Consider the following 19,970-nt stretch of genomic DNA (forward strand, 5'->3'; position numbering starts at 1 on the left):
GGTTGGGGTATCTGTCTTGAATTGCCTTGAAACACGACTAAGAAGTTTCAGGATCACGCGTTTTAGTAAAAGACGGGATCCCCGTGATTTTTCTTTCCTCACCTAACCGATTAATTATTGCGCACTCTCCAATAAATCGCTGACCACCGCGTCGTCAAACAGAATGAAGCCTTTTGTTAGCTTTGCAATGCCTTTAAAGAAATCGGCTTTCTCATAAGTGTAGAGCGCATCGCAGAACGTGGGCACCCATTTCAACATGTGCTCATCGAGAAACTCGCGCTGTAGTTTGAGACATTCTATTAATCGTTTCTGGGTAGCCGCTGCTAATTCCTCCTCGCAGAGATAATGCATAAACTTGAGTTCAAATCCGATGTGATCTTCGAGGTCTGTATACTCCCGTGATTTTGCGACACCTGCTTTCCTGTACGCTTGCTTTACCGCTACCAGCGGCTCACCCAGCCGCCTTCCACTCACCCACCAGGCCTCGTACGGCTCTACCGGGGGTCTAAAGGGTCCGACGAATAAGAGCGTATATTCCCCCCTCAACTCGTCATACAAAGTATCGATATCCTTGCCTTTGCTCTTCTCCATAAACTCGTTCAATAACCGAAAACCCTCGAACAGCTCGGTATTTACGTCTAACGATTTGAACTCCTGAAACTGGAACCTTCCGTTCACCAAATCCGCTGCAAGTTCTCGTGCTGGCGCTTCCACATACATCCGAAATAAAAAGGCATAAAAGTTCCTTCTCGTCTCCAAAATTTCTTCTAGTTCGCTCATCTACTCCTTCTCTTCCTCCAACTTTTGTAATGATACCTCAACGGCTCTTACCGGTCTGCACTTTTGACAATACTTGAGCAGGTCTAATCGCTCCTCCACGTTGAGTTCGCCTTCACCTTTACCCGCTTTTAGTATCTGTTTCATTCGTTCAAATGCGGATTTCGGCATAAATAGTTCTCCACATCCCGCACAGGCGACAAACTCGACTTCAACCAGTTTTTTGCTCCCCTCATCAACCAGTTGCGAAAAGTCAAGCACCCGCTTTAACGCAATTGCTTCTTCCGGACAGGCTTGCTGACACATACCGCAGGCAATGCAGTCGCCGTATACAAAATCGATCTTATTCTCCGCCTTACTCAGCGCGTTTGTCGGGCACATGGTCACGCACGCATTGCAGAGCGTGCAGTTCGAATTGATAGCAACATCGGCAAACGGATACGATGTATTTTCCTCCCGTAACGTTGGATGCACACCGGCCTTCATACGAAGGCTCTGCATCAACGCTCTTAGAATAGCCCGTTTCGGTTCGGTGAAATCGATCTCTACGGGCTTCTTCTTTCTGATAGGCGAAGGGCTGAGTTTAGTGACAAAATCAGTAACCTTCTTCGCGAAATCCTCCGCAGCGAACGGGGCATCATCCAGCAATAGCACACGATCTCCCAAACCGAAGGCGGATAAGGTCTTCTGCGCAAAGGTTACCGCAGATTCGATCTGTTCATGATGTTCATGGTGACCGTCCTCGCATGCCCACAGAATAACACCATCCGCTCCGCGTTCCAACGCGCTGAGTATGTGCGCCTCGGACACCATCTCAACGGACGGCACGAAGAGAGGTACTACCGCGGGATAACGAAGCTTCTTCCTGCCAACTGCCGTGAGCTTTTCAACGTTCTCCATGTCCGCGAATAAGAGCACGTTTGAGCGTAAATCCTCGGATAATAAGCTTTCTATTTGTGAATACAGTAGCTGATTGGGATAATCACGCAGTTGCGGAACTGATAAGGGACATAAAGAAGCGCAGAGTCCGCAGCCACGACAGCGCACAGCGCTGAACACCATCTTGACACCCTCCCGCGTGATTGCCTCGTACGGGCAGGGTAAACAATACTCACACCCCATTAATTCGCTCCTGCCGCTTGCACAGCGCTTCAAATCCACTTCTAAATACTTCTCCACCCCTATTTCGCCCAAATTAGAAACTAAATCCTGCGCTTTCTTTAATGCATCTTCGTAATCGTCCGCTTTATAAATCCCGAAGTAGTTAGGCCCGTGCCAGTTCTTGTCAATCACGAGAATCTGTCCGACGTGCAACACATCCTCGTCGTGGAACGCAATGGCATCTGTTGGGCACACGCTAACGCAGTCGCCGCATTCGTCACAGGTCTCGTCAATCGTGTATACTGCATCGTAGTGTACCGCATTTTTCGGGCACGCATCAGCGCAAAGGCCGCAGGAGATACATTTCGCTATATCTATGTTGCGCTCGATCTCGACCTCGAAATCACCGATCTCGCCCGTTATGCCTTTGAACGTTCCGATATGGAGTCTCGGCTCATCACACCACTCGTGAACGTTCTTCGTCAGCAGATGGACATGAGCCACGTTAGAAAGGCTTTTCGCAACGTCTAATGCGCCTTCAGCCTCGTTCCCGATTACAAGCACATCAAAGCCCACATCCACATCGATCTTTTCAGGTCTCGGGAGTTCTTCCTCCTTTTCAGCATAGCTGATGGCTGCTTTAATCATGCTCTTCGCTTTTTCCGTACCTTCTTTCTTTCCGTGTACCCAGCCACAGTGCTCTCTGAGGTTGAGCACGTACGTATCACAGCCAAATCCCGATGCAACCCGTTCAAAGGTGCGCCTCTTCTCTGTGCATGTCGCTATGAGTATGGCATCAAGACCCAATCGCCTGATGTCGTCGATAATATAATCCACGTCTCTCTGGCAGAGCTGATCAACCGTCTCAACGATCTCAACTTCCTTCTTTATGCTCTTTCTAACATTTCTAAAATCTATGTCCATAGTGCTATTGCACGTGCAGAGGAAAACACCCAGTTTCATGTAGTTCACCTTTCTTCTTGCTTTGATCCCTTACCCTTACACCATCATAAACTACTAATTTTTAATTATATCATCTTATTCAATTCAATCTCGCTCGCATCGCACGGCTATCTCGTTCTCCCGCATCGTGATGCGTCACTCGCAGTTTACGTTGTTTCCGTTATCCACCCTTAATCCACACGCAATCGGAGAAGAAGTCTATCGCACGAACTTAATCACACCGCTTTCTGGCGAAAACAGTATCCCATCACGTTTCATCACTTCGATTATATCTTCCGCCTTGTCTCTTTCCATCCCCTCCTCCTCCGCATGGTCAAGCACCTCTTCCAATGGCACTTCCTCGCCGTATTCCTTCTCTAGCTCCTTTATTATCTCGCGTATTGATCGTGCACGGTCCCTTCTGGTTTTCGTCGTGCCCACGGTCACCCAATCGGCGTCCAGTCGGCCCGTTTCCGGATCGACCGCAACCTGCCTCAAACAGAAGTTCACGACGTTCGTTACCGATTCGGCATCCTCCGCGGTAACTTTATCGCTCAGTCGCGTTCTCGCTCGCGCTTCACCCAACCGTATCAGCGCTTCTAACTGCCGTGCCGTTGCAGGAACCGGCGCATCTTCCTCCTCGTAGCCCTCACTCCGAAGCGAGATGTAGAAGTCCAGAAACGTCTTCTTCGCTTCCTCGGTCATCACAGGGAATACCTTCCGTTTACTCCATGCGACGTATTTCCTCAACAAGTCACCGGGTATTGCGGGCTCCATTGCTTGCACTTGCTCTCTGAAACGCTCCTTGCCCTCTTCTTCCATCTTGCCCCTGTTCTCAAGCTGTGCAAGCAGTTCGCCGGCATAATGAGTGTCGAGTATGTGTAGCGCGGTCTTCGTGTCCTCCACGCGATCAGGTCGGTCTATCATGGTAAAGATGAGGTCGAATCGGGACAATAACGTAGGCGGCATATTTATCTGGTCTGATATCGAGGTATACTTGTCAAACCGGCCCTGTTTCGGGTTTGCAGCAGCCAACAGTGCGCATCGTGAGTTTAACCGCGCCATCATGCCCGCTTTCGCTATAGAGACCGTTTGCTGCTCCATTGCCTCGTGGAGTGCGTCCCGGTCCTCTTTTTTCATCTTGTCTATCTCATCAACCGCCGCGATACCCTTGTCCGCAAGGACCAGAGCCCCGGCCTCCAGGGTCCATCGCCCTTCTCCAAACTCGTCTCGAACCGCGGCCGCCGTGAGTCCCGCGGACGTGCTGCTCTTTCCGCCGGTGTACAGCCCACGAGGTGCTAACTTCACCAAATAGGTAAGCAACTGACTTTTTGCTACGCCCGGATCACCAACGAGGAGCACGTGTATGTCGCCCCTCACTCTCGTCCCATCTGGAAGCTCCTTTGGGACTCCGGAGAACAATTGAAGAACCATAGCTTCTTTTATCTCTTTATAGCCGGATATCGAAGGAGAAATGCTCTTTATGAAGTCATCATACAAATTTGGCCGCGCCTGCAGCTCCATTATCTCACGCTCGTCCTCTTCCGTTATCTCGATCTCTTCGAACTCCTCCTCTTTGAGCTCCAGCGAATTGCCGTCGAGATAGATATCGAAGAAGAGCTTCTTCCCAAATTGCGTTATTCGCTGATACGATCTGAGAATGCCGGTAACGACGATCCTATCGCCCGGAGCCACCTCGCCCGAAATGTCATCCTCCAGGTTAACATCCAGCGCTTGTGGTAATTCGCCGCCTCGTAACTCCTCCGGCGACTCCTGCAGCCGAATCTTCTGTGCATTTACGAATTTCGACTGATCCACGCGTAATAGGAACCGCTGCACCTTCCGTCCGCAGCCGCCATCCTCTTGCGGGCATTCGTACGGCTCTTTGAATTGGCTCCCGGCCTGGGGTGTCGCGAAGATGTGATGACAGAAAGGGCATTCGAATGCCGCTTCTACTATTCTCGGCCGCACCTCCGTCGCTTTGGTAACCAGCCCTTCGATGCTTACGAGTTTACCAATATCGTTGCTGCGAATGTCCCGGATCTTCACCTTCCGCGGCAGCTTTACGATCCGCAGATTGGCCTCGTCGAGTGTGACGCCGGTAGGAATGTCCATCTCCCGTAACGCCCGCGTCGCGGATTCCAGTGTTACATCCGGATCGTCCAAAAGCATATCCGCAATATGAGGATCGTAGATATCCATCTCGGAGAATTTAACGAGCAAACTGCGCTTCTCGGGATAGGAATTCGAGAGGCCTATGAGCTCGTCCCAATAATAGCGCTTGAGAAAGTCCTCCCACTTTTCCGTCACCAAGTCCTGCGTCATTTTATCTCTGTGCCCCTGCCACCCTATTTATATCAGCACGGCATTAGCTCTTGTATCTATATATTTGGTGAGGTTCCTGTTAAAAGTCGCGGACAAAAATGATTGGAAAAGGGGAAAGAGGAGGTGCAAATGTTACGCTTAGCGGTCGTCTTTGACGGTTCTGGCGTGATATACGCACCTTTCAGAATCATAAAGGACATGGCGAGAGGGGTAACGAAGCGCAGCAGGGTATCGGGTATCACGTGCACGGACCGGTTGGAAACAGGTGCGATGGTCGTTTTGAAGACGCGATACGAAGAGACGCTGGAAAAGGAAGCCCCTTCGAAACTCTTAGCTGACTTGTTGCGGGAGAAGAAAATCGAAAATAAGGTTATATATAAGAGAGAAGGAGTGAGCGATGAGAAAGTACGGGATGTAATCGCAAGCGATAAGAGCGTCAAGCTGGGAGACATCCACGAGGCGGTATCTCTGCTGCGACGGTGTGACATTCTTCCCGTGCTTGGAGTAGGATTAATCATGGATATGGCAAAAGAGCGGGTCCGCTATGTAATTGCAGGTGGCATAAATCTCTTCCCCGGTACACTCAAACTGCTCAAGGAATTACGCGACATGGGTGTGCAGACTTTTATTGCCTCGGGTGATAGGATAGAGCGGGAGGAAATGGCATCCTATTTACCCGACTTGCAGCCGGAGAATATCTTCGGCACGATGAAGCCGGAGGACAAGCAGGAATTAGTGCGGACGTTGAAGGAGACGCATAAAGTGATAATGGTAGGAGACGATAAAAATGATTATCTCGCCATGCGCGAGGCAGATGTCGTGGTACTATCATTGCAAGAGGCGGCAAATAGACCCAAAGAGGTCTTTGATGTTGCCGATTTCAGAATAAATGATATAAGAGAGGTAAGAGAAATAGTAAGGGAGATGCGGGGATAAAATGAGTGGCTCGAAAGCGAAAATAGATCTGAAAGCGCTGGCTGTGGAGATGAGGACCTTCGAAGGTGTCACGCGTAAGAGAGCGATAAGCAATCTTGTAACACGGCTTGGTGATTCGGATAAGGTAGGGAGCCGGACGATATCGGGATTTGGCGAGGATGCGGCAGTGCTCCGAGTTGATGATGACTATCTCGTTTTACTTGCGGTCGATGGAATTTGGGGTAAATTACTGAGTGCAGACCCCTGGTGGGCGGGCTATTGCGCTGTGCTCGTGAATGTGAACGACATAGCGGCGATGGGCGGCACTCCGTTAGCAATGGTGAATTTGACTTCGACCCAGAATAAGCACATATGCATGGAACTGGGGCGAGGCATGGAAGATGGTGTGAAGAAGTTCGGCGTTCCTATGGTTGGCGGGCACATGCATCCCGACACCATTTACGACGCGATTGACGTAAGTATCGTGGGCACCGTGAAGCGAGACGGTGTTATCCTCTCCAGCGGTGCGAAGCCGGGCGATAAGATAGTGGCTGCAATTGACCTCGATGGCCGAATATCTCCATCGTACAATCTGGCTTGGGACACCACGACGCAGAAATCGCCCGCGGTAGTACGAGCGCAGTTGGAGACCATGGTGAAGATCGGTGAGCGGAAATTAGCGACCGCGGGAAAGGACATAAGCAACCCTGGCACGTTAGGCACGCTTGGCATGTTACTTGAATGTTCAGGGGTGGGAGCGCTTGTAGAGCCGGCTGCGATTCCAATACCGGATACGAATGAAGTACCTCTTGCGCAATGGTTGAAGATGTACCCCGGAACCGGGTTCGTGCTCACGGTTGCGGATGATAATAACGGCGCGGACTGCATAAAGATATTCAACGAGGCGGGTATCGCGGCCTCCATCATTGGCGAGGTAGATTCGAGTAAGAAATTAAAGATAACCGATGGCACCGATACGGTGACGATTTTTGACTTTAATAAAGAGATAATAACAGGAATAGTAGGTGGAGAGAAATAGACCACACTGGTAGAGTAGAGCTATGAAAGAGGATTTTGACGGACTCTACGAGCGGATAAGAGCAGGCGACGTTGCACGAGAAGATGCACTCGCTTTAGCAGCTAACCCTCCTTTGTTGTTCCGCACTGCAGACGAGCTGCGGAAGGAGGAGAAGGGCGATGTGGTTACGTATCTCGTGAACCGAAACATCAACTTCACCAATATCTGCGTGGGCGCGTGTAAGTTCTGCGCGTTCAAGGGTGCACAGGAAGAGGAATATATGCTGAGCATGGATACGGTTTTGAGCAGGGTGGAAGAGGCAGTGAGTCTCGGAGCCACGGAGATATGTATCCAAGGCGGTTTGCACCCCAACCTCGTCGTGGATAACTATTGCGAGATCATAGAAACGATAAAATCGCAGTTCAATGTGCATTTACACGCCTATTCGCCGATGGAGATCTATCATGCTGCAAGGAACTCCAAGATGAGCGAAGAGGAGGTGTTGAAAGCGTTAAAGAGATCCGGGCTGGGTTCCATGCCGGGAACGGCCGCGGAGATCCTTGATGATTCTGTGCGGGCGATAATATGCCCTACGAAGATAACGACGGCTAAATGGGTGGAGATAATAAAGACCGCGCATCGCTTGGGCATCCCGTCAACGGCAACGATCATGTACGGGCATATAGAATCCCTGGAGCACAGAATAGACCATATATTCAAAATCCTGGAGATCCAGCGTGAGACCGGAGGATTTACCGAGTTCGTACCGCTGAAGTTCATGCGGAAGAACAACGAGTTGGGGCAAATGGTGGAGCGGAATGTTCCCTTTGCCGAGGATGCCCTCGTACACGCACTCGCCAGAGTTATTCTTCATCCGTACTGCACGAATCTCCAGGTATCCTGGGTGAAGTTAGGCGTGCAGGATGCGCAGCGGATGCTGCAATTCGGTGTGAATGATATGGGGGGCACGTTGATGGAGGAGAACATCTCGCGATTATCAGGTTCACCGTCCGGCGAGTACATGAGCCCTGAGGAGTTTGAGCAACTCATAACGGATGCGGGGAGAACGCCGAAGAGGAGAACCACCCTCTACGAAATAGGTTGATTCGTGCCTTGTCATTTACGTTCCATGTATATATGTAGGAAGGAAGACCACAGATGGATTGATTGAAGAATGATTACACTCGATAAGCCGTTAGAAAGATGCAAATTGGAGAAGGCGCCTGCCGTTACGGATTCGCGATACGGCTGTGCACCAGAAGCCCGTACGATACGGGAGCATATTGAGCGGGGCGTGGTGAATATCGACAAGCCCTCAGGTCCCACCTCGCACGAGGTCGTCGCGTGGGTAAAAGACATCTTGGAGATAACCAAGACGGCGCATACGGGAACGCTCGACCCGAAGGTCACGGGCGTGCTGCCTGTTCTGCTCGGCGCGGCGACGAAGTTGGCTGATACGTTCGTCGGCGATAAGGAGTACGTGTGCATGATGCGACTGCACGGAGCGGTCCCTGAGAAGAAACTGAGGGAAGTGTGTGGCGAATTCGTGGGCGAGATCTATCAACGCCCACCGCTGAAGTCCGCGGTCAAACGGCAGATACGGACGCGCACCATACATTACATCGATGTAAAGGAGCTAGAGGGCAAGGACGTGTTGATGAAAGTGGGGTGCGAAGCGGGCACGTACATACGAATGCTCTGCCATCATATCGGGCTCGCATTAGGGTATGGCGCGCACATGGCGCAACTGCGAAGGACGAAAGCGTTCCCCTTCGGTGAGGATACGCTTACGACGCTACACGACTTGAAAGACGCGTACGTTTTGTGCGCAGAGGGTGATGAGCGCCTTCTGCGGGAGATCATCATGCCAATCGAATACACGCTCAGGCACCTTCCCTGCGTGATAATAAAGGATAGCGCGGTGGATGCGGTCTGTCACGGTGCTGACCTCATGGCGCCGGGAATTACGCGGATCGAAGAAGGAATAAATAGAGGAGATTATGTGGTATTATATACAGCTAAGGGCGAAGCAGTGAGCCGGGGCGAAGCAACGCTGAACTCGGAAGATATGCTTCGGGCAGATAAAGGTATATGTGTAAAGACACAGAAAGTACTTATGAAGCCCGGAACATATCCAAAGGGCTGGAAGAGTAAAGCCGAGGTGGCTGAGCGGTAAGGCGCAGGCCTGGAGCTCGTGAGACTAGATAGCCTGTGTTCCGAAAGGAACTCAAGGGTTCAAATCCCTTCCTCGGCGAAACATTTTCGTTTGTTTGATATAAGTATGTGAGTGATGTGTGAGAGAAGAGGAAAAGATGACTGAAGAAGCGGGAAAGAGAGAAGAAGCGAAGGAAGAAGAGATAGGAAAAGAGAAAGAGGATTTCAAGCATATTGTCCGGATCTTGGATACTGACTTAGATGGTAAAAGGAGCGTAGTGCATTCACTATGTGGGATAAAGGGAATAGGAAGGAGAGTTGCGAAGGTCGTTGTTATTTCCACGGGGATAGACCCGGGAGTGAAGATGGGAAACCTCTCAGACGATGAGATAGAGCAGTTGAAGACTGCTATTAGCGGCGTGGATAAGCGATTGCCGCAGTGGATGCTGAACAGGAGGAAGGACTTGCTTAGCGGCACGGACAAGCATATCATGGGCGCGGATCATGTATTGCAATTGCGAGAGGATATAAATCTGCTGCGTAAGATTCGGTCCTACCGTGGCATACGGCACGAACGAGGCCTGAAAGTGCGCGGGCAACGGACTAAATCCACCGGACGGAGAGGACTGGTGGTGGGCGTCATAAGGAAGAAGCAACTAGCGGCGAAAGGCGGAGCCAAGAAGTGAGGTAGGTAGGAAAAATGGGACATCCAAGGAAGAGCAAGAAACGGTATGAGAAGCCGAGAAGGCCGTGGGAGATGACGAGGATAAAGGAGGAGCGCGAGTTAGCGGAGATGTACGGGCTGAAGAACAAGCGAGAAATCTGGAAGGCGGCAAGCCATATAAAGAAGTACCAGAGGCAGATAAGGACGATTTTAGCTGAGATCGCAGGTATGAAGCCCACGGAGCACACGTTACGGAAGAAAGACGCTATCCTGGCAGCATTACGACGGCGCGGCGTATTGCGCGAGAGCGAAGGAGCGAGCGGGCGATTAGAAGACGTCCTGGCGCTGACCGTCGAGGACATCCTGGAACGGAGGCTGCAGACACGCGTTTTTAAAAAAGGGCTGTCCAATTCGATAAAACACGCCCGGCAACTCATTGTTCACGGTCACATCGCGGTGGATGGCAGACGAGTCACCATTCCTTCTTATAACGTAGACATGGAGGAGGAAAAGAAGATTGGCTATTATGGAGAACCGCCGGTTACGGTTGAGGCGAAAGGAGAAGCAGAGGAGGTAGCAGGATAAAATGATAGAGGAACGATGGGCGATTGCGCACATATTCTCTTCGTTCAATAACACCATCATCACGATTACCGATATGACTGGTGCGGAGACGATAGCGCGCGTTTCTGGCGGCATGGTCGCAAAAGCGGACCGTGATGAGAGCTCGCCGTATACCGCGATGCAGATGGCAACGCAACTTGTGGATAAGCTACGAGAGCGGGAGATAACAGGGCTACGAGTAAAAGTGAAGGCCGCGGCAGGGCGTAAATCGCGAACGACCGCTCCTGGTGCACAGGCGGCGATACGGGCTTTTGCGCGTGCAGGCCTGCGCATAGGGAAGATAGAAGACGTCACGCCGATACCACACGACGGCACGAAGCGCCCGGGTGGCAAGCGAGGGAGAAGAGTTTAAGCGACGTAAGCATCACAGTTCGGATACGGTTAACCGAACTCTTTGCTACAACTGCTTGCTCTTTTTTGAAAAAGGTTTGAAATGAACGTAAAAATAGTGGATCACGGGGAAAAGGAAGTGCAATTCATGCTCTCAGGCGTGAAAGTGCGTTTTGCAAATGCGTTGAGGAGAGCGATGATCTCCGAAGTGCCGAAGCTCGCGATCGACGACGTGAACATCCACGAGAACACCTCGTTATTGTACGATGAGCAATTAGCACTTCGTTTAGCTTTGATTCCGCTGAAGACCGATCTTAGTGACTTTAGCCCTGACGACCAAATTTCGCTGACGTTACAGGCGATCAGCCCTGAACGCGAGGGGTATACGATAGTTTATTCCAGGGAACTCATCTCCTCAGACCCCACGGTGGAAGCTGCCTTTAAGAATATCCCGATAGTGAAGCTGATCTCCTCGGAGCGTGAAGTTGGTGGTATAAAATCCGTTGCACAGCAGAAGATCGCGCTCGAAGCGATAGCGACGCTGGGCAGCGGGAAAGAGCATGCGAAGTGGCAGCCGGTTACTGTCTGCAGCTACAAGGACATGCCGGACAAAGAGCATAAGGACGATTTACTCTTTGAAGTTGAGAGTGACGGCGCTCTACCCGTGGATATGATAATAGAAGCAGCAGCGAGAATAATGCGAGAGAAATGCGAGAGCGTGCTTACGGGACTGAGCGAGCTATCCTAACCTTCTGAATCGTGAGTCTTCCTGCGTTAAACCACCCCACACTCTGAATAGTTTTTGATTGACCAGTCAAGTATCGAAAGATTTTTCTACTGTCATGCGGACGGTATGGACGTGAAAGCGATTATCCCGTTTAAGAAGGAAGGCGCAAAGTCGAGATTGGGGCAGTTTCTAAGCGACCGCGAACGAGCGGAACTCGCGATAAATATGCTGAAGGACGTTTTAACGGCGTTATCCAACTCGAAGATAGACGATGTGGAGATAATTTCAACCGGCTCCTGGGATGAGATAGCAGCAGAAGTAAACGTTGCAGAGATACAAGCGAATGCCGCTCCAGCGAAGTTAACGATAAGCGTCAGGGAGGACGCCCGCGGGCTGAACGAAACGCTTAACGATGCGATAGCGAACGAAGCAGAGCCGGTGCTGATTCTCATGGCTGATCTCCCGCTCACGACGCCCGAAAGTATAAAGGGCATTATCGAGCGTGAAGAGGACGTCGTGATCGTACCGGGGCGTAAAGGCGGCACGAACGCGTTATTCCTGCGGAAGCCATACGAGTTCTTTGTCTCCTACTACGGTACGAGCTATGTAGCGCATCGGGAAACTGCGAGACGGCGGAATTTGAGCTGTGCGGTTTATGATTCCTTCTTTATCAGTATGGATATCGACGAGGGAGAAGACCTAATAGAGTTACTGATACACGGAAACGGCTTCGCCGCGGGCTATCTACGTCGTATCGGCGTTCGGCTTCGTGTGGATAGAGATGCGAAGACACGCGCGAGGGTAGAGCGGGGCGAAAAATAGAAACCTTTTAGTACTTCGCGACCCTCTCCCTCATCAAGGTGAAAAAAATGGAATTGGAAGGAATAGAGGTAGAAGATACATTTGCTGAAGCGTTTCCGATAAAGGTTGCACGTGTATTGATAACGGCAGTGAATGAGCGATGGGCGATGGAAGCAGCGAGGGAGACAACGGGATTCGGGACGTCGGTTATTGGATGCCCCGCTGAGGCAGGAATAGATAAAATACTAACCTCAGAGGAGACACCGGATGGGAGACCTGGAGTGGCAATAATGATCTGCCACTTTAAAAAGGACGGCATAAAGGATCAACTGCTGGGACGATTAGGACAGTGTGTATTCACAGCTCCGACAACAGCCATGTTCAATGGTCTCGAAACAGAAGAAAAAATCCCTATAAAACTCCACTTCTTTGGCGATGGCTTTGAATATGAGAAAGAAGTTAGTGGCCGTAAAGTCTGGGGCATTCCGATGATGGAAGGGGACTTCATTTGTGAAGAGGAATACGGCGTTCAGGCCGGGGTTGCCGGCGGGAATTTCTTCATCCTCGCGAAGGACCAGATGTCAGCATTAACCGCAGCTGAAAATGCCGTTGCCGCCATCAGACAGGTAGAAGGCACAATAACCCCGTTTACCGGTGGCGTTGTTGCATCAGGCTCGAAAGTGGGTTCAAAATACAAGTTCATGCATGCCAGTACCAATGAGAAGTTCTGCCCTACCTTGAGGGATAAAGTGGAGGGCTCTCAAATACCCGAAGGCGTGAATGGTGTGTATGAAATAGTGATCGACGGCGTGAGTGAGGAAGCGGTTAAGGAAGCAATGCGTGTAGGAATAAAAGCGGCGGTGAAGGTTCCAGACGTGGTGAAAATAAGCGCAGGTAACTTCGGCGGCACACTGGGTAAATACCAGTTCCAGCTTAAGGACGTGTTAGGACTCTAAATAAAGAAGCAGTCCAAGACCAGTTATCGATGAGAGAGGAATAAACGCCCGCTCAGGGGTAGAGATTCCTCTTTATGTATTTTTCTTGAATTGCTCTATTGCATTGAATTTTGATGACTGAACCACCAGGAGCAGGAAACGAGGATATAACGGCCAAGCTCTCGGAGTTAGAAATACGCATTGGCCACCATTTCAAGGACAAAGCGCTACTGGCAGAAGCTATAACGGCCAGTTCGTATTCTAAAGAGCGTCCAGAGACTGCGAGTTATCAACGACTCGAACTTCTCGGTGACCGTGTGATCAGTCTGATATTGACGGAGAACCTTGTGGTAGAAGGATCGCTCGATGAAGGTAAGATGACCTTTCTGAAGGCGGAGCTGGAGAATAACCAGCGCCTGGCAGAATACGGCGAAGAGATAGGACTCAGGAATTACATACGAGCACGGGAAGACCGAGAAGGGATAAGCACGAAAGTGGTTGCAGATGTTTTCGAGGCTATCTGCGGTGCGATTTATTTAGATAGCGGAGGTGTAGAGGGAATGCAAGAGGTGACGCAGTTCCTCCAGAGATTCACCATCTTCGAGCAGTTGAAGGCAAAACTGTCAACGAAAGAAGACTTCCTCCCTCTAAGGAACCAGTTTGAGAACAAGTTCAGAGAGATAAACCGCGGCAACCCGGACATACGATTCACGTACGAATCACAAGGCGCAGCACACCAGAAACAGTGGCGAATCGAAGCGTGCGCGATTCGAGATCCGCAAACCGGACGATTTGTCGAACTGCAGGGCGTGAACAGCGACAGGTGGTTTGGCAGCAAAAAAGAGGCTGAGACGGACATCATTGAGAAGGCATATCGCTACATGGAAGAGCGAGCATGGAGATTACAATCGTTGTAGCGATGAGCGGTAACGGATTGAATGTGCGTTTTTCTTCCTGAGCACAAGCCTTTTCTTAGCATAGGTTCTTGATCTTAGTGAACGAGCGATGAAACGAGAAGAAGTCCTGATCGAGGCGTTACCGTACATCCGTGAATTCTACGGTTCGAAGGTGGTAATAAAGATGGGCGGGCATGCGTTAGTGGACGAGAGCATCATGGACAAGATCACGCAGGATCTGGTGCTGCTCCGCTTCGTTGGCATCTGCCCCATCGTGGTGCACGGCGGCGGCCCGGAGATAACGCGGTTGATGGAACGGCTGGGAAAGAAGCCCACCTTCGTCGGCGGGCTCCGCATTACGGACGACGAGACCATGGAGATCGCCCAAATGGTGCTCGTGGGAAACGTTAACGAGCGCATCGTCTCGCTTATCGGCACGCACGGCGGCAAAGGTCTCGGGCTCTCGGGCAACGATGGTGCATTGATCGTGGCGAAGAAGAAGCGGAAGCAGAAGGTCGGCCTCGCGGGCGAGGAGCAGGAGGTTGATCTCGGCTGGGTTGGCGAGATCGAGACGATCAACGCAGAGATCATCAATCTCACCAGTGAGCAGGGCTATATACCCGTGATCTCGCCCATCGCCGTCGATACCGCGGGCAACAGCCTCAACGTCAACGCCGATTCCGTCGCCGGCGAGATCGCTGCTACGATTAGGGCCAAGAAGCTGATACTGCTCACCGATGTCCCTGGCGTGCTGAGAGATCCCGACGATCTGACAACCTTAATAGCCCGGACAACGCCCCTCGAGCTACAGGAACTCATCGCGAAGCAGATTATCGGTGCGGGCATGATTCCGAAAGTGGAAGCAAGTCTCCGTGCCACGGAAGGCGGCGTCACCGCGCATATCATCGACGGTCGCAAACCGCACTCACTCCTCCTCGAGCTCTTCACCGATGAAGGCATCGGGACGATGATCGGTTAGTTCTGAACGTTCGTTCCCCCTTTTCTTTATCCTCTGGATCGGAAACATAGAAATATCGAATCAACGCAACTACTCCAAAAAATCCTCTTTCTTAGTTCTGATAAGATAGTCCTTAACTTTATGAGCTAATCGTTGTGGGAGGCTCGCCAATTTAATTGTACTTTTCTCCTTTAGTTTTGTTAAATCATCTTTTAACTCGGGATAAGAGATTGCTTGGAGTGAAATAGTGATAACATGTTGCACGCCAGTGCCAAATACTTCAGCGCCAACGCTTATCGTAAGTTCTTCGCGTATACCGGGCTTCAAGGAAACGATTAATGCATCAATTTTTTTCTCAAGCCCACTCGTACGAATGTGAGCAGGGATTTTACCCAAAACAATATTAATCAAATTAATCCTATCTTCTATGTAAGTTTCTGCTTTTGCTTTTTCGAGCAATTCACATGCCACTCCCCTCTCTTCGCCAGGTATTTTGTCACAAATATCAGATACAACAATCAGTAAATTCTCTACTCCTTTTTCGAGATCTATTGAATCTTCGACAAGTAAGAGATTCTTACCTATCTGGTTGATCTCATATCCCACATTTTCAAGCGAGGTACCCCTCGTCAGTCTACAAACCTCCACTGCTTTCTGGTAAATTTCTCTTACTATCTCCTTTATTCTTTGGTCGATTATTGGAACGCTCCTCCTAAGTAGTGCCGTTGCGCCTGGTGCTTTAACCTCCGTGGTTTCGAGAAGTTTTGCAGCTTGATCGCAGTGTTGTTTACAAAGATCTAGATGTTTCTTTATTTCGTCTAGATCCTTTTTTTGTGCGTCTTGAACTTCTCTAAGTGCACCCGCGAGGTTTTCAACCGCTTCGAGGAGTTTCTCTTTGCTCTCCGAACCTTCCGCTGCACGTTTCGCCTCGACAAGATAGTTCTGTACTTCAGTTTCAGCGTCCGGTTTCTTGAAGGTTACCGTGTAGAACGAGCGGTAAAAAGGGAGACAGAATCTGGCCGGGTTGCTATAAGTCACCGCTTCTCGTGATGATGCTTCGAAAAATGCAATAGCGTTTTCTATCTCTTTCCTGAACGCATCTTCGGTTTCTGCCTCTGTTGCTTTGAATATGGATACCCTACCCAGAGCATGATTTGCAGATACTCGTACCTTGCTGTACTTGTCTCTGGTCAGCCGATGGAGGTCGGCCCACGCCTGTCTTTTGTCAGGGACATGCTGAAATGCCAAGCCCAGCGATTCTGCTGCTCTCCACTGTACATCGCTGTTCGCGTCCCGGGTCAACCGATGGAGGTCTTCCCACGCCTGCCTTTTATCGGGGACATGTGGAAATGCCGTGCCCAGTGCTCCTGCAGCTTCCCTCCGTATATCGCTGTTCGTGTTCCGTGTCAACCGATGGAGGTCTTCCCACGCCTGCCTTTTATCGGGGACATGTGGAAATGCCGTGCCCAGTGCTCTTGTAATACTCCACTTTACATCGCTTTTCGCGTCTCGGATTAACCGAACAAGGTCGGCCCACGCCTCTTCCTTATCAGGGACATGCGGAAATGCCGTGCCCAGTACTTTTGCAGCTTCCCACCGTATAAAGTTCACGTCCCGGGTTAACCGAACAAGGTCGGCCTACGCCTCTTCCTTATCAGGAACGTGTGGAAATGCGGAGCCCAGCGCTTCTGCAGCTGTCATTCGTACATAGCGGGACTTGTCCCCAGTCAACCGATGGAGGTCGGCCCACGCTTGCATTTTGTCTCTCAGAACTGAAAAGTTACTGCCTAGTCGTTTTGCTGCTTTTTGGCGTTCTTCGGCGTTATCGCTCAGGGTTTTCCGGTGAATCTTTGCCTGATCGATCCTCATTATGCCTCTTATCTTAACTAGAACTGACGTTTGTTAAATCTGTTTCGATTGCTCATGTGTTAGCAGTACGATAACTTACCATCGCTCAACGCGCGGATTCCCGAAGTTGTTACCCATTCAGGTTACAGTACTTACCCAAAACCGAAGTTACTTATGGCGCTACTGCACCTTTCAGTATGAAGTGAAAGAGAAATGATCACATCGTCTTTAGCCGGTTCTGATTGTGATGGTGGTGGTGTGCGTTTGAATGCGTTCGTATTAGAAGGCGCGATTGTCCTCCTCTTGCTAGCAGCCGCGATGCCAACGATGGCAGCGGCAGAGACCGGAGACGGGTACCCGATGTTCCATTACGATCTCCAGAGGACGGGGAACGTGAGCGGGGATGCACCGATGACCGATGATCTCCTCTGGTCTACAGATCTCGGCGGCTTTGTTGAATCCTCGCCCACCGTCGCCAATGGATGCGTCTATGCATCAAACTGGGAGATGGGTGTGGGCAGTTACGGTCTCCATTGTCTCGATGAACGCACCGGTACCATCCGGTGGAATAATTCGTTATATGGAGGCGATGGTGGCGCATCGACTGCAGCGCTCTTTGGCGACGACAAGCTCGTCGTCGGATCTAAGAGCGGCTACCTCTATTGCATAAATGCGACCAGTGGCGAAACGCGGTGGAGTAAGAAGATCGAGCACGATCCGCTGTTTTGGGGTGTCGCTTCGTCTCCCGTTGTCTACGACGCTGAGGATCTTATATTTGTAACTACCTTCTCAAACAATTCCCTGAATAACGGAACGCTGCACGTATTTGACTTCAATGGAACCGAGGTATGGAGCCTTTCAACCGGTGATACGTTCTATTATACGTCGCCGGCGATCGCAGATGGTAAGGTCTACTTCGCCGGGCATCTTACCACCCATTCGCTCTTCTGCGTTGACATATCCTCACGCACAATCGAGTGGCAGTTCAACACCAGCACGCAGATCAAGTCGACGCCCGCGATCTGGAATGACACGGTCTTCTTTGCGACTGCGGATAGCATGTACGCCGTGGATGCACGTACTGGTGGCGAGGTGTGGAGTAATCCCTTTAGTTGCGTGATGTCCTCTCCCGCGATTTCGAACGGAAAGGTATACATCGGGTCAGAAGATGATAAGAAATTATACTGCTATGACGGGTCAACCGGGGTAGAACTGTGGAATTATACAGTCGATGGTGTTATACAATCTTCTCCCGTTGTGGCACGCGAGACGGTTTTTTTCGGAACAAGTGTGCTTGGTGGTGCGGTAGGAGATGGAACGATCTATGCACTCAACGCGACCGACGGATCGCTACGCTGGTCCTATGGTGTTGATCAGTGTGTCATGTCCTCACCAGCAGTTGCCGATGGCATCTTATTCATTGGCGCAGATGATGGGAGCGTGTACGCCTTTGGCGAAAATCCCGCAATCACTACCAACGTAAGAATAGAGGGCAAAAACGAGACGATCTGGCACGGCGACGTAACCTTTAGCAACTCCACGATCGTTGATACGGACAGCGTCTCGCACCACCTCGATAAACCAACCGCATTGGGTGCGGTAGATGCCGCGTCGAAGCTTGGGAATTTCTCTTATGAGGTTGAAAACCAAACAGAGGAGCTTTTAGTGAAATCTCTCTGTGGTGAGGCTAACAATCCCGAAACCGGGGATCGGTGGCTGTACCGTGTCGATTATTGCTCGCCAACGGTCGGTGCCGCGGATTTCGTAGTGGGTGTGACAGAACCGCCCTCCACGCCGCACAGAGAGATACTCTGGTACTACGGGTCCAGTGCTGCAGATCCACTGGATGTCACGCTCGAGAAGACGAGTGTAGCTGTGGACGAGTTCTTTAACGTAACTGTGCGCTACTACAATGACACGACGAACGGCTGGGAACCGCTCGATAATGCCACCGTTCACGCTGGAACGGAAAATTATACCACCGGCAGTGATGGAAACGCAACATTATCGTTATCACGTGCGGGGAGCTATACGGTGTACGCCGAAAAAGAAGGTTTTGTAAGGTCGGTAAAGAGGACTGTGCGCGTTTCCTTTCCTCTCATCACGGTCCGTATTGAAGGCCAGAACGAAACGATCTGGTGCGGAGACGTAACCCTCAGCAACTCCACGATCGTTGATACTGCCAATGTCTCGCACTACTTCGATAAACCAACCGCATTGGGAGTTCTTGATGCGGCATTGAAGCTCGGCAACTTCTCGTACGAAGTTGAGGACATGGGATGGGGGCTCCTGGTGACCTCGATAGGTGGCGAAGCCTATAATCCCATAACCTGGGATCCGTCATGGCTGTACCGTGTCGATTATTACTCGCCTATGGTCGGTGCTGCTGATTTCATAGTCGGTGTGACCGAGCCGCCATCCGTGCCACACAAGGAAGTTTTATGGTATTTAGGCTCTTTCACCGCCGCGCCACTTGCAATAACGCTTGATAAGACGAAGGTAACTGCAGGCGAACCATTTAACGTAACCGTAACGTATTACAATGACACGACGAACGGCTGGAAACCGCTCGATAATGCCACCGTTTACGCTGGAGCGGTAAATTATACCACCGGCAGCAATGGAAATGCAACACTATCGTTATCACGTGCAGGGAGCTATACGGTGTACGCTGAGAAAGAAGGATTTGTGAGGTCCCTAAAGAGGAATGTGAGCGTTTCCCTTCCCTGCATCACCGTCCGTATTGAAGGCCAGAACGAAACGGTCTGGTACGGAGACGTAATCGTCGGCACCTCCACGATCGTTGATACTGCCAATGTCTCACACTACTTTGATAAACCAACCGCCTTGGGAGCACTTGATGCGGCATCGAAGCTCGGCAACTTCTCGTATAAAGTTGTGGATATGGGGTGGGGACTCATGGTGACCTCGATAGGTGGCGAAGCCTATAATCCC

At 50.8% G+C, this 19,970-nt stretch carries 18 protein-coding genes and 1 tRNA gene; 14 read left to right on the forward strand and 5 right to left on the reverse strand.

Annotation, left to right across the window (positions count from 1 at the left end; translation table 11 throughout):
- Positions 1-114: 114 nt before the first annotated feature.
- The 3 genes from JW878_00890 to JW878_00900 all read right to left on the reverse strand — a co-directional run bounded on the left by JW878_00890 (position 115) and on the right by JW878_00900 (position 5,145).
- Complete coding sequence (locus JW878_00890; protein ID MBN1761621.1) at positions 115-780, reverse strand: molecular chaperone TorD family protein; 666 nt, start codon at positions 778-780, stop codon at positions 115-117.
- Positions 781-2,841: a 4Fe-4S binding protein gene (locus JW878_00895; GenBank protein ID MBN1761622.1), complete on the reverse strand. Its 2,061-nt coding sequence runs from the start codon at positions 2,839-2,841 to the stop codon at positions 781-783.
- 198 nt (positions 2,842-3,039) lie between these two features.
- Entirely contained in the window at positions 3,040-5,145 is a 2,106-nt protein-coding gene (locus JW878_00900) for a minichromosome maintenance protein MCM (protein ID MBN1761623.1), read from the reverse strand.
- A 129-nt stretch (positions 5,146-5,274) separates the two neighbouring features.
- Here JW878_00900 and JW878_00905 point away from each other — a divergent pair, with 129 nt between their 5' ends.
- The 13 genes from JW878_00905 to argB all read left to right on the forward strand — a co-directional run bounded on the left by JW878_00905 (position 5,275) and on the right by argB (position 15,188).
- Positions 5,275-6,081 carry an HAD family hydrolase gene (locus JW878_00905; protein MBN1761624.1) on the forward strand — a complete coding sequence of 269 codons (807 nt, stop codon included), beginning with the start codon at positions 5,275-5,277 and terminating at the stop codon, positions 6,079-6,081.
- 22 nt (positions 6,082-6,103) lie between these two features.
- Entirely contained in the window at positions 6,104-7,099 is a 996-nt protein-coding gene (locus JW878_00910) for a methanogenesis marker 2 protein (protein MBN1761625.1), read from the forward strand.
- Positions 7,100-7,121: 22 nt separating this feature from the next.
- Entirely contained in the window at positions 7,122-8,183 is a 1,062-nt protein-coding gene (gene cofH / locus JW878_00915; GenBank protein ID MBN1761626.1) for a 5-amino-6-(D-ribitylamino)uracil--L-tyrosine 4-hydroxyphenyl transferase CofH, read from the forward strand.
- Between the two features lie 69 nt (positions 8,184-8,252).
- Positions 8,253-9,254 carry an RNA-guided pseudouridylation complex pseudouridine synthase subunit Cbf5 gene (locus tag JW878_00920; protein MBN1761627.1) on the forward strand — a complete coding sequence of 334 codons (1,002 nt, stop codon included), beginning with the start codon at positions 8,253-8,255 and terminating at the stop codon, positions 9,252-9,254.
- Positions 9,234-9,332: transfer RNA gene (locus JW878_00925), tRNA-Ser, on the forward strand. The genes JW878_00920 and JW878_00925 overlap by 21 nt, the downstream gene beginning before the upstream one ends.
- Positions 9,333-9,390: 58 nt before the next feature.
- The gene (locus tag JW878_00930) at positions 9,391-9,918 is read left to right on the forward strand and encodes a 30S ribosomal protein S13 (protein MBN1761628.1); all 528 of its coding nucleotides are present in this window, start codon (positions 9,391-9,393) and stop codon (positions 9,916-9,918) included.
- Positions 9,919-9,932: 14 nt separating this feature from the next.
- A complete protein-coding gene (locus JW878_00935; GenBank protein ID MBN1761629.1) occupies positions 9,933-10,481 on the forward strand; it encodes a 30S ribosomal protein S4 in 549 nt (182 codons plus the stop codon).
- A 1-nt stretch (position 10,482) separates the two neighbouring features.
- Entirely contained in the window at positions 10,483-10,872 is a 390-nt protein-coding gene (locus JW878_00940) for a 30S ribosomal protein S11 (protein ID MBN1761630.1), read from the forward strand.
- Positions 10,873-10,953: 81 nt separating this feature from the next.
- Complete coding sequence (locus JW878_00945) at positions 10,954-11,598, forward strand: DNA-directed RNA polymerase subunit D (GenBank protein ID MBN1761631.1); 645 nt, start codon at positions 10,954-10,956, stop codon at positions 11,596-11,598.
- Positions 11,599-11,703: 105 nt separating this feature from the next.
- Entirely contained in the window at positions 11,704-12,399 is a 696-nt protein-coding gene (cofC, locus tag JW878_00950) for a 2-phospho-L-lactate guanylyltransferase (GenBank protein ID MBN1761632.1), read from the forward strand.
- Positions 12,400-12,446: 47 nt separating this feature from the next.
- Positions 12,447-13,334, forward strand: a complete 888-nt coding sequence (gene fhcD, locus JW878_00955) for a formylmethanofuran--tetrahydromethanopterin N-formyltransferase (GenBank protein MBN1761633.1) — start codon at positions 12,447-12,449, stop codon at positions 13,332-13,334.
- Between the two features lie 113 nt (positions 13,335-13,447).
- A complete protein-coding gene (locus JW878_00960; GenBank protein ID MBN1761634.1) occupies positions 13,448-14,230 on the forward strand; it encodes a ribonuclease III family protein in 783 nt (260 codons plus the stop codon).
- A gap of 88 nt (positions 14,231-14,318) precedes the next feature.
- A complete protein-coding gene (argB, locus tag JW878_00965) occupies positions 14,319-15,188 on the forward strand; it encodes an acetylglutamate kinase (GenBank protein MBN1761635.1) in 870 nt (289 codons plus the stop codon).
- A 69-nt stretch (positions 15,189-15,257) separates the two neighbouring features.
- Here argB and JW878_00970 read toward each other — a convergent pair whose 3' ends face one another.
- A complete protein-coding gene (locus tag JW878_00970) occupies positions 15,258-16,778 on the reverse strand; it encodes a HEAT repeat domain-containing protein (protein MBN1761636.1) in 1,521 nt (506 codons plus the stop codon).
- 27 nt (positions 16,779-16,805) lie between these two features.
- On the reverse strand, positions 16,806-17,036 hold the full coding sequence (locus JW878_00975; protein ID MBN1761637.1) for a hypothetical protein: 231 nt from the start codon (positions 17,034-17,036) through the stop codon (positions 16,806-16,808).
- Positions 17,037-17,228: 192 nt separating this feature from the next.
- Between JW878_00975 and JW878_00980 the strand changes: the two genes are divergently transcribed.
- Positions 17,229-19,970: PQQ-binding-like beta-propeller repeat protein (locus tag JW878_00980; GenBank protein ID MBN1761638.1), on the forward strand; the 2,742-nt coding region annotated here is incomplete at its 3' end.

It is taken from the genome of Methanomicrobia archaeon, assembly GCA_016930255.1.
Taxonomy (GTDB): domain Archaea; phylum Halobacteriota; class Syntropharchaeia; order Alkanophagales; family Methanospirareceae; genus JACGMN01.

Bases quoted from the DNA above. Each gene is read 5' to 3' on its own strand.
- JW878_00890 (MBN1761621.1), bottom strand. From the start codon at position 780: ATGAGCGAACTAGAAGAAATTTTGGAGACGAGAAGGAACTTTTATGCC.
- JW878_00895 (MBN1761622.1), bottom strand. From the start codon at position 2,841: ATGAAACTGGGTGTTTTCCTCTGCACGTGCAATAGCACTATGGACATA.
- JW878_00900 (MBN1761623.1), bottom strand. From the start codon at position 5,145: ATGACGCAGGACTTGGTGACGGAAAAGTGGGAGGACTTTCTCAAGCGC.
- JW878_00905 (MBN1761624.1), top strand. From the start codon at position 5,275: ATGTTACGCTTAGCGGTCGTCTTTGACGGTTCTGGCGTGATATACGCA.
- cofH (MBN1761626.1), top strand. From the start codon at position 7,122: ATGAAAGAGGATTTTGACGGACTCTACGAGCGGATAAGAGCAGGCGAC.
- JW878_00920 (MBN1761627.1), top strand. From the start codon at position 8,253: ATGATTACACTCGATAAGCCGTTAGAAAGATGCAAATTGGAGAAGGCG.
- JW878_00930 (MBN1761628.1), top strand. From the start codon at position 9,391: ATGACTGAAGAAGCGGGAAAGAGAGAAGAAGCGAAGGAAGAAGAGATA.
- JW878_00935 (MBN1761629.1), top strand. From the start codon at position 9,933: ATGGGACATCCAAGGAAGAGCAAGAAACGGTATGAGAAGCCGAGAAGG.
- JW878_00940 (MBN1761630.1), top strand. From the start codon at position 10,483: ATGATAGAGGAACGATGGGCGATTGCGCACATATTCTCTTCGTTCAAT.
- JW878_00945 (MBN1761631.1), top strand. From the start codon at position 10,954: ATGAACGTAAAAATAGTGGATCACGGGGAAAAGGAAGTGCAATTCATG.
- cofC (MBN1761632.1), top strand. From the start codon at position 11,704: ATGGACGTGAAAGCGATTATCCCGTTTAAGAAGGAAGGCGCAAAGTCG.
- fhcD (MBN1761633.1), top strand. From the start codon at position 12,447: ATGGAATTGGAAGGAATAGAGGTAGAAGATACATTTGCTGAAGCGTTT.
- JW878_00960 (MBN1761634.1), top strand. From the start codon at position 13,448: ATGACTGAACCACCAGGAGCAGGAAACGAGGATATAACGGCCAAGCTC.
- argB (MBN1761635.1), top strand. From the start codon at position 14,319: ATGAAACGAGAAGAAGTCCTGATCGAGGCGTTACCGTACATCCGTGAA.
- JW878_00975 (MBN1761637.1), bottom strand. From the start codon at position 17,036: ATGAGGATCGATCAGGCAAAGATTCACCGGAAAACCCTGAGCGATAAC.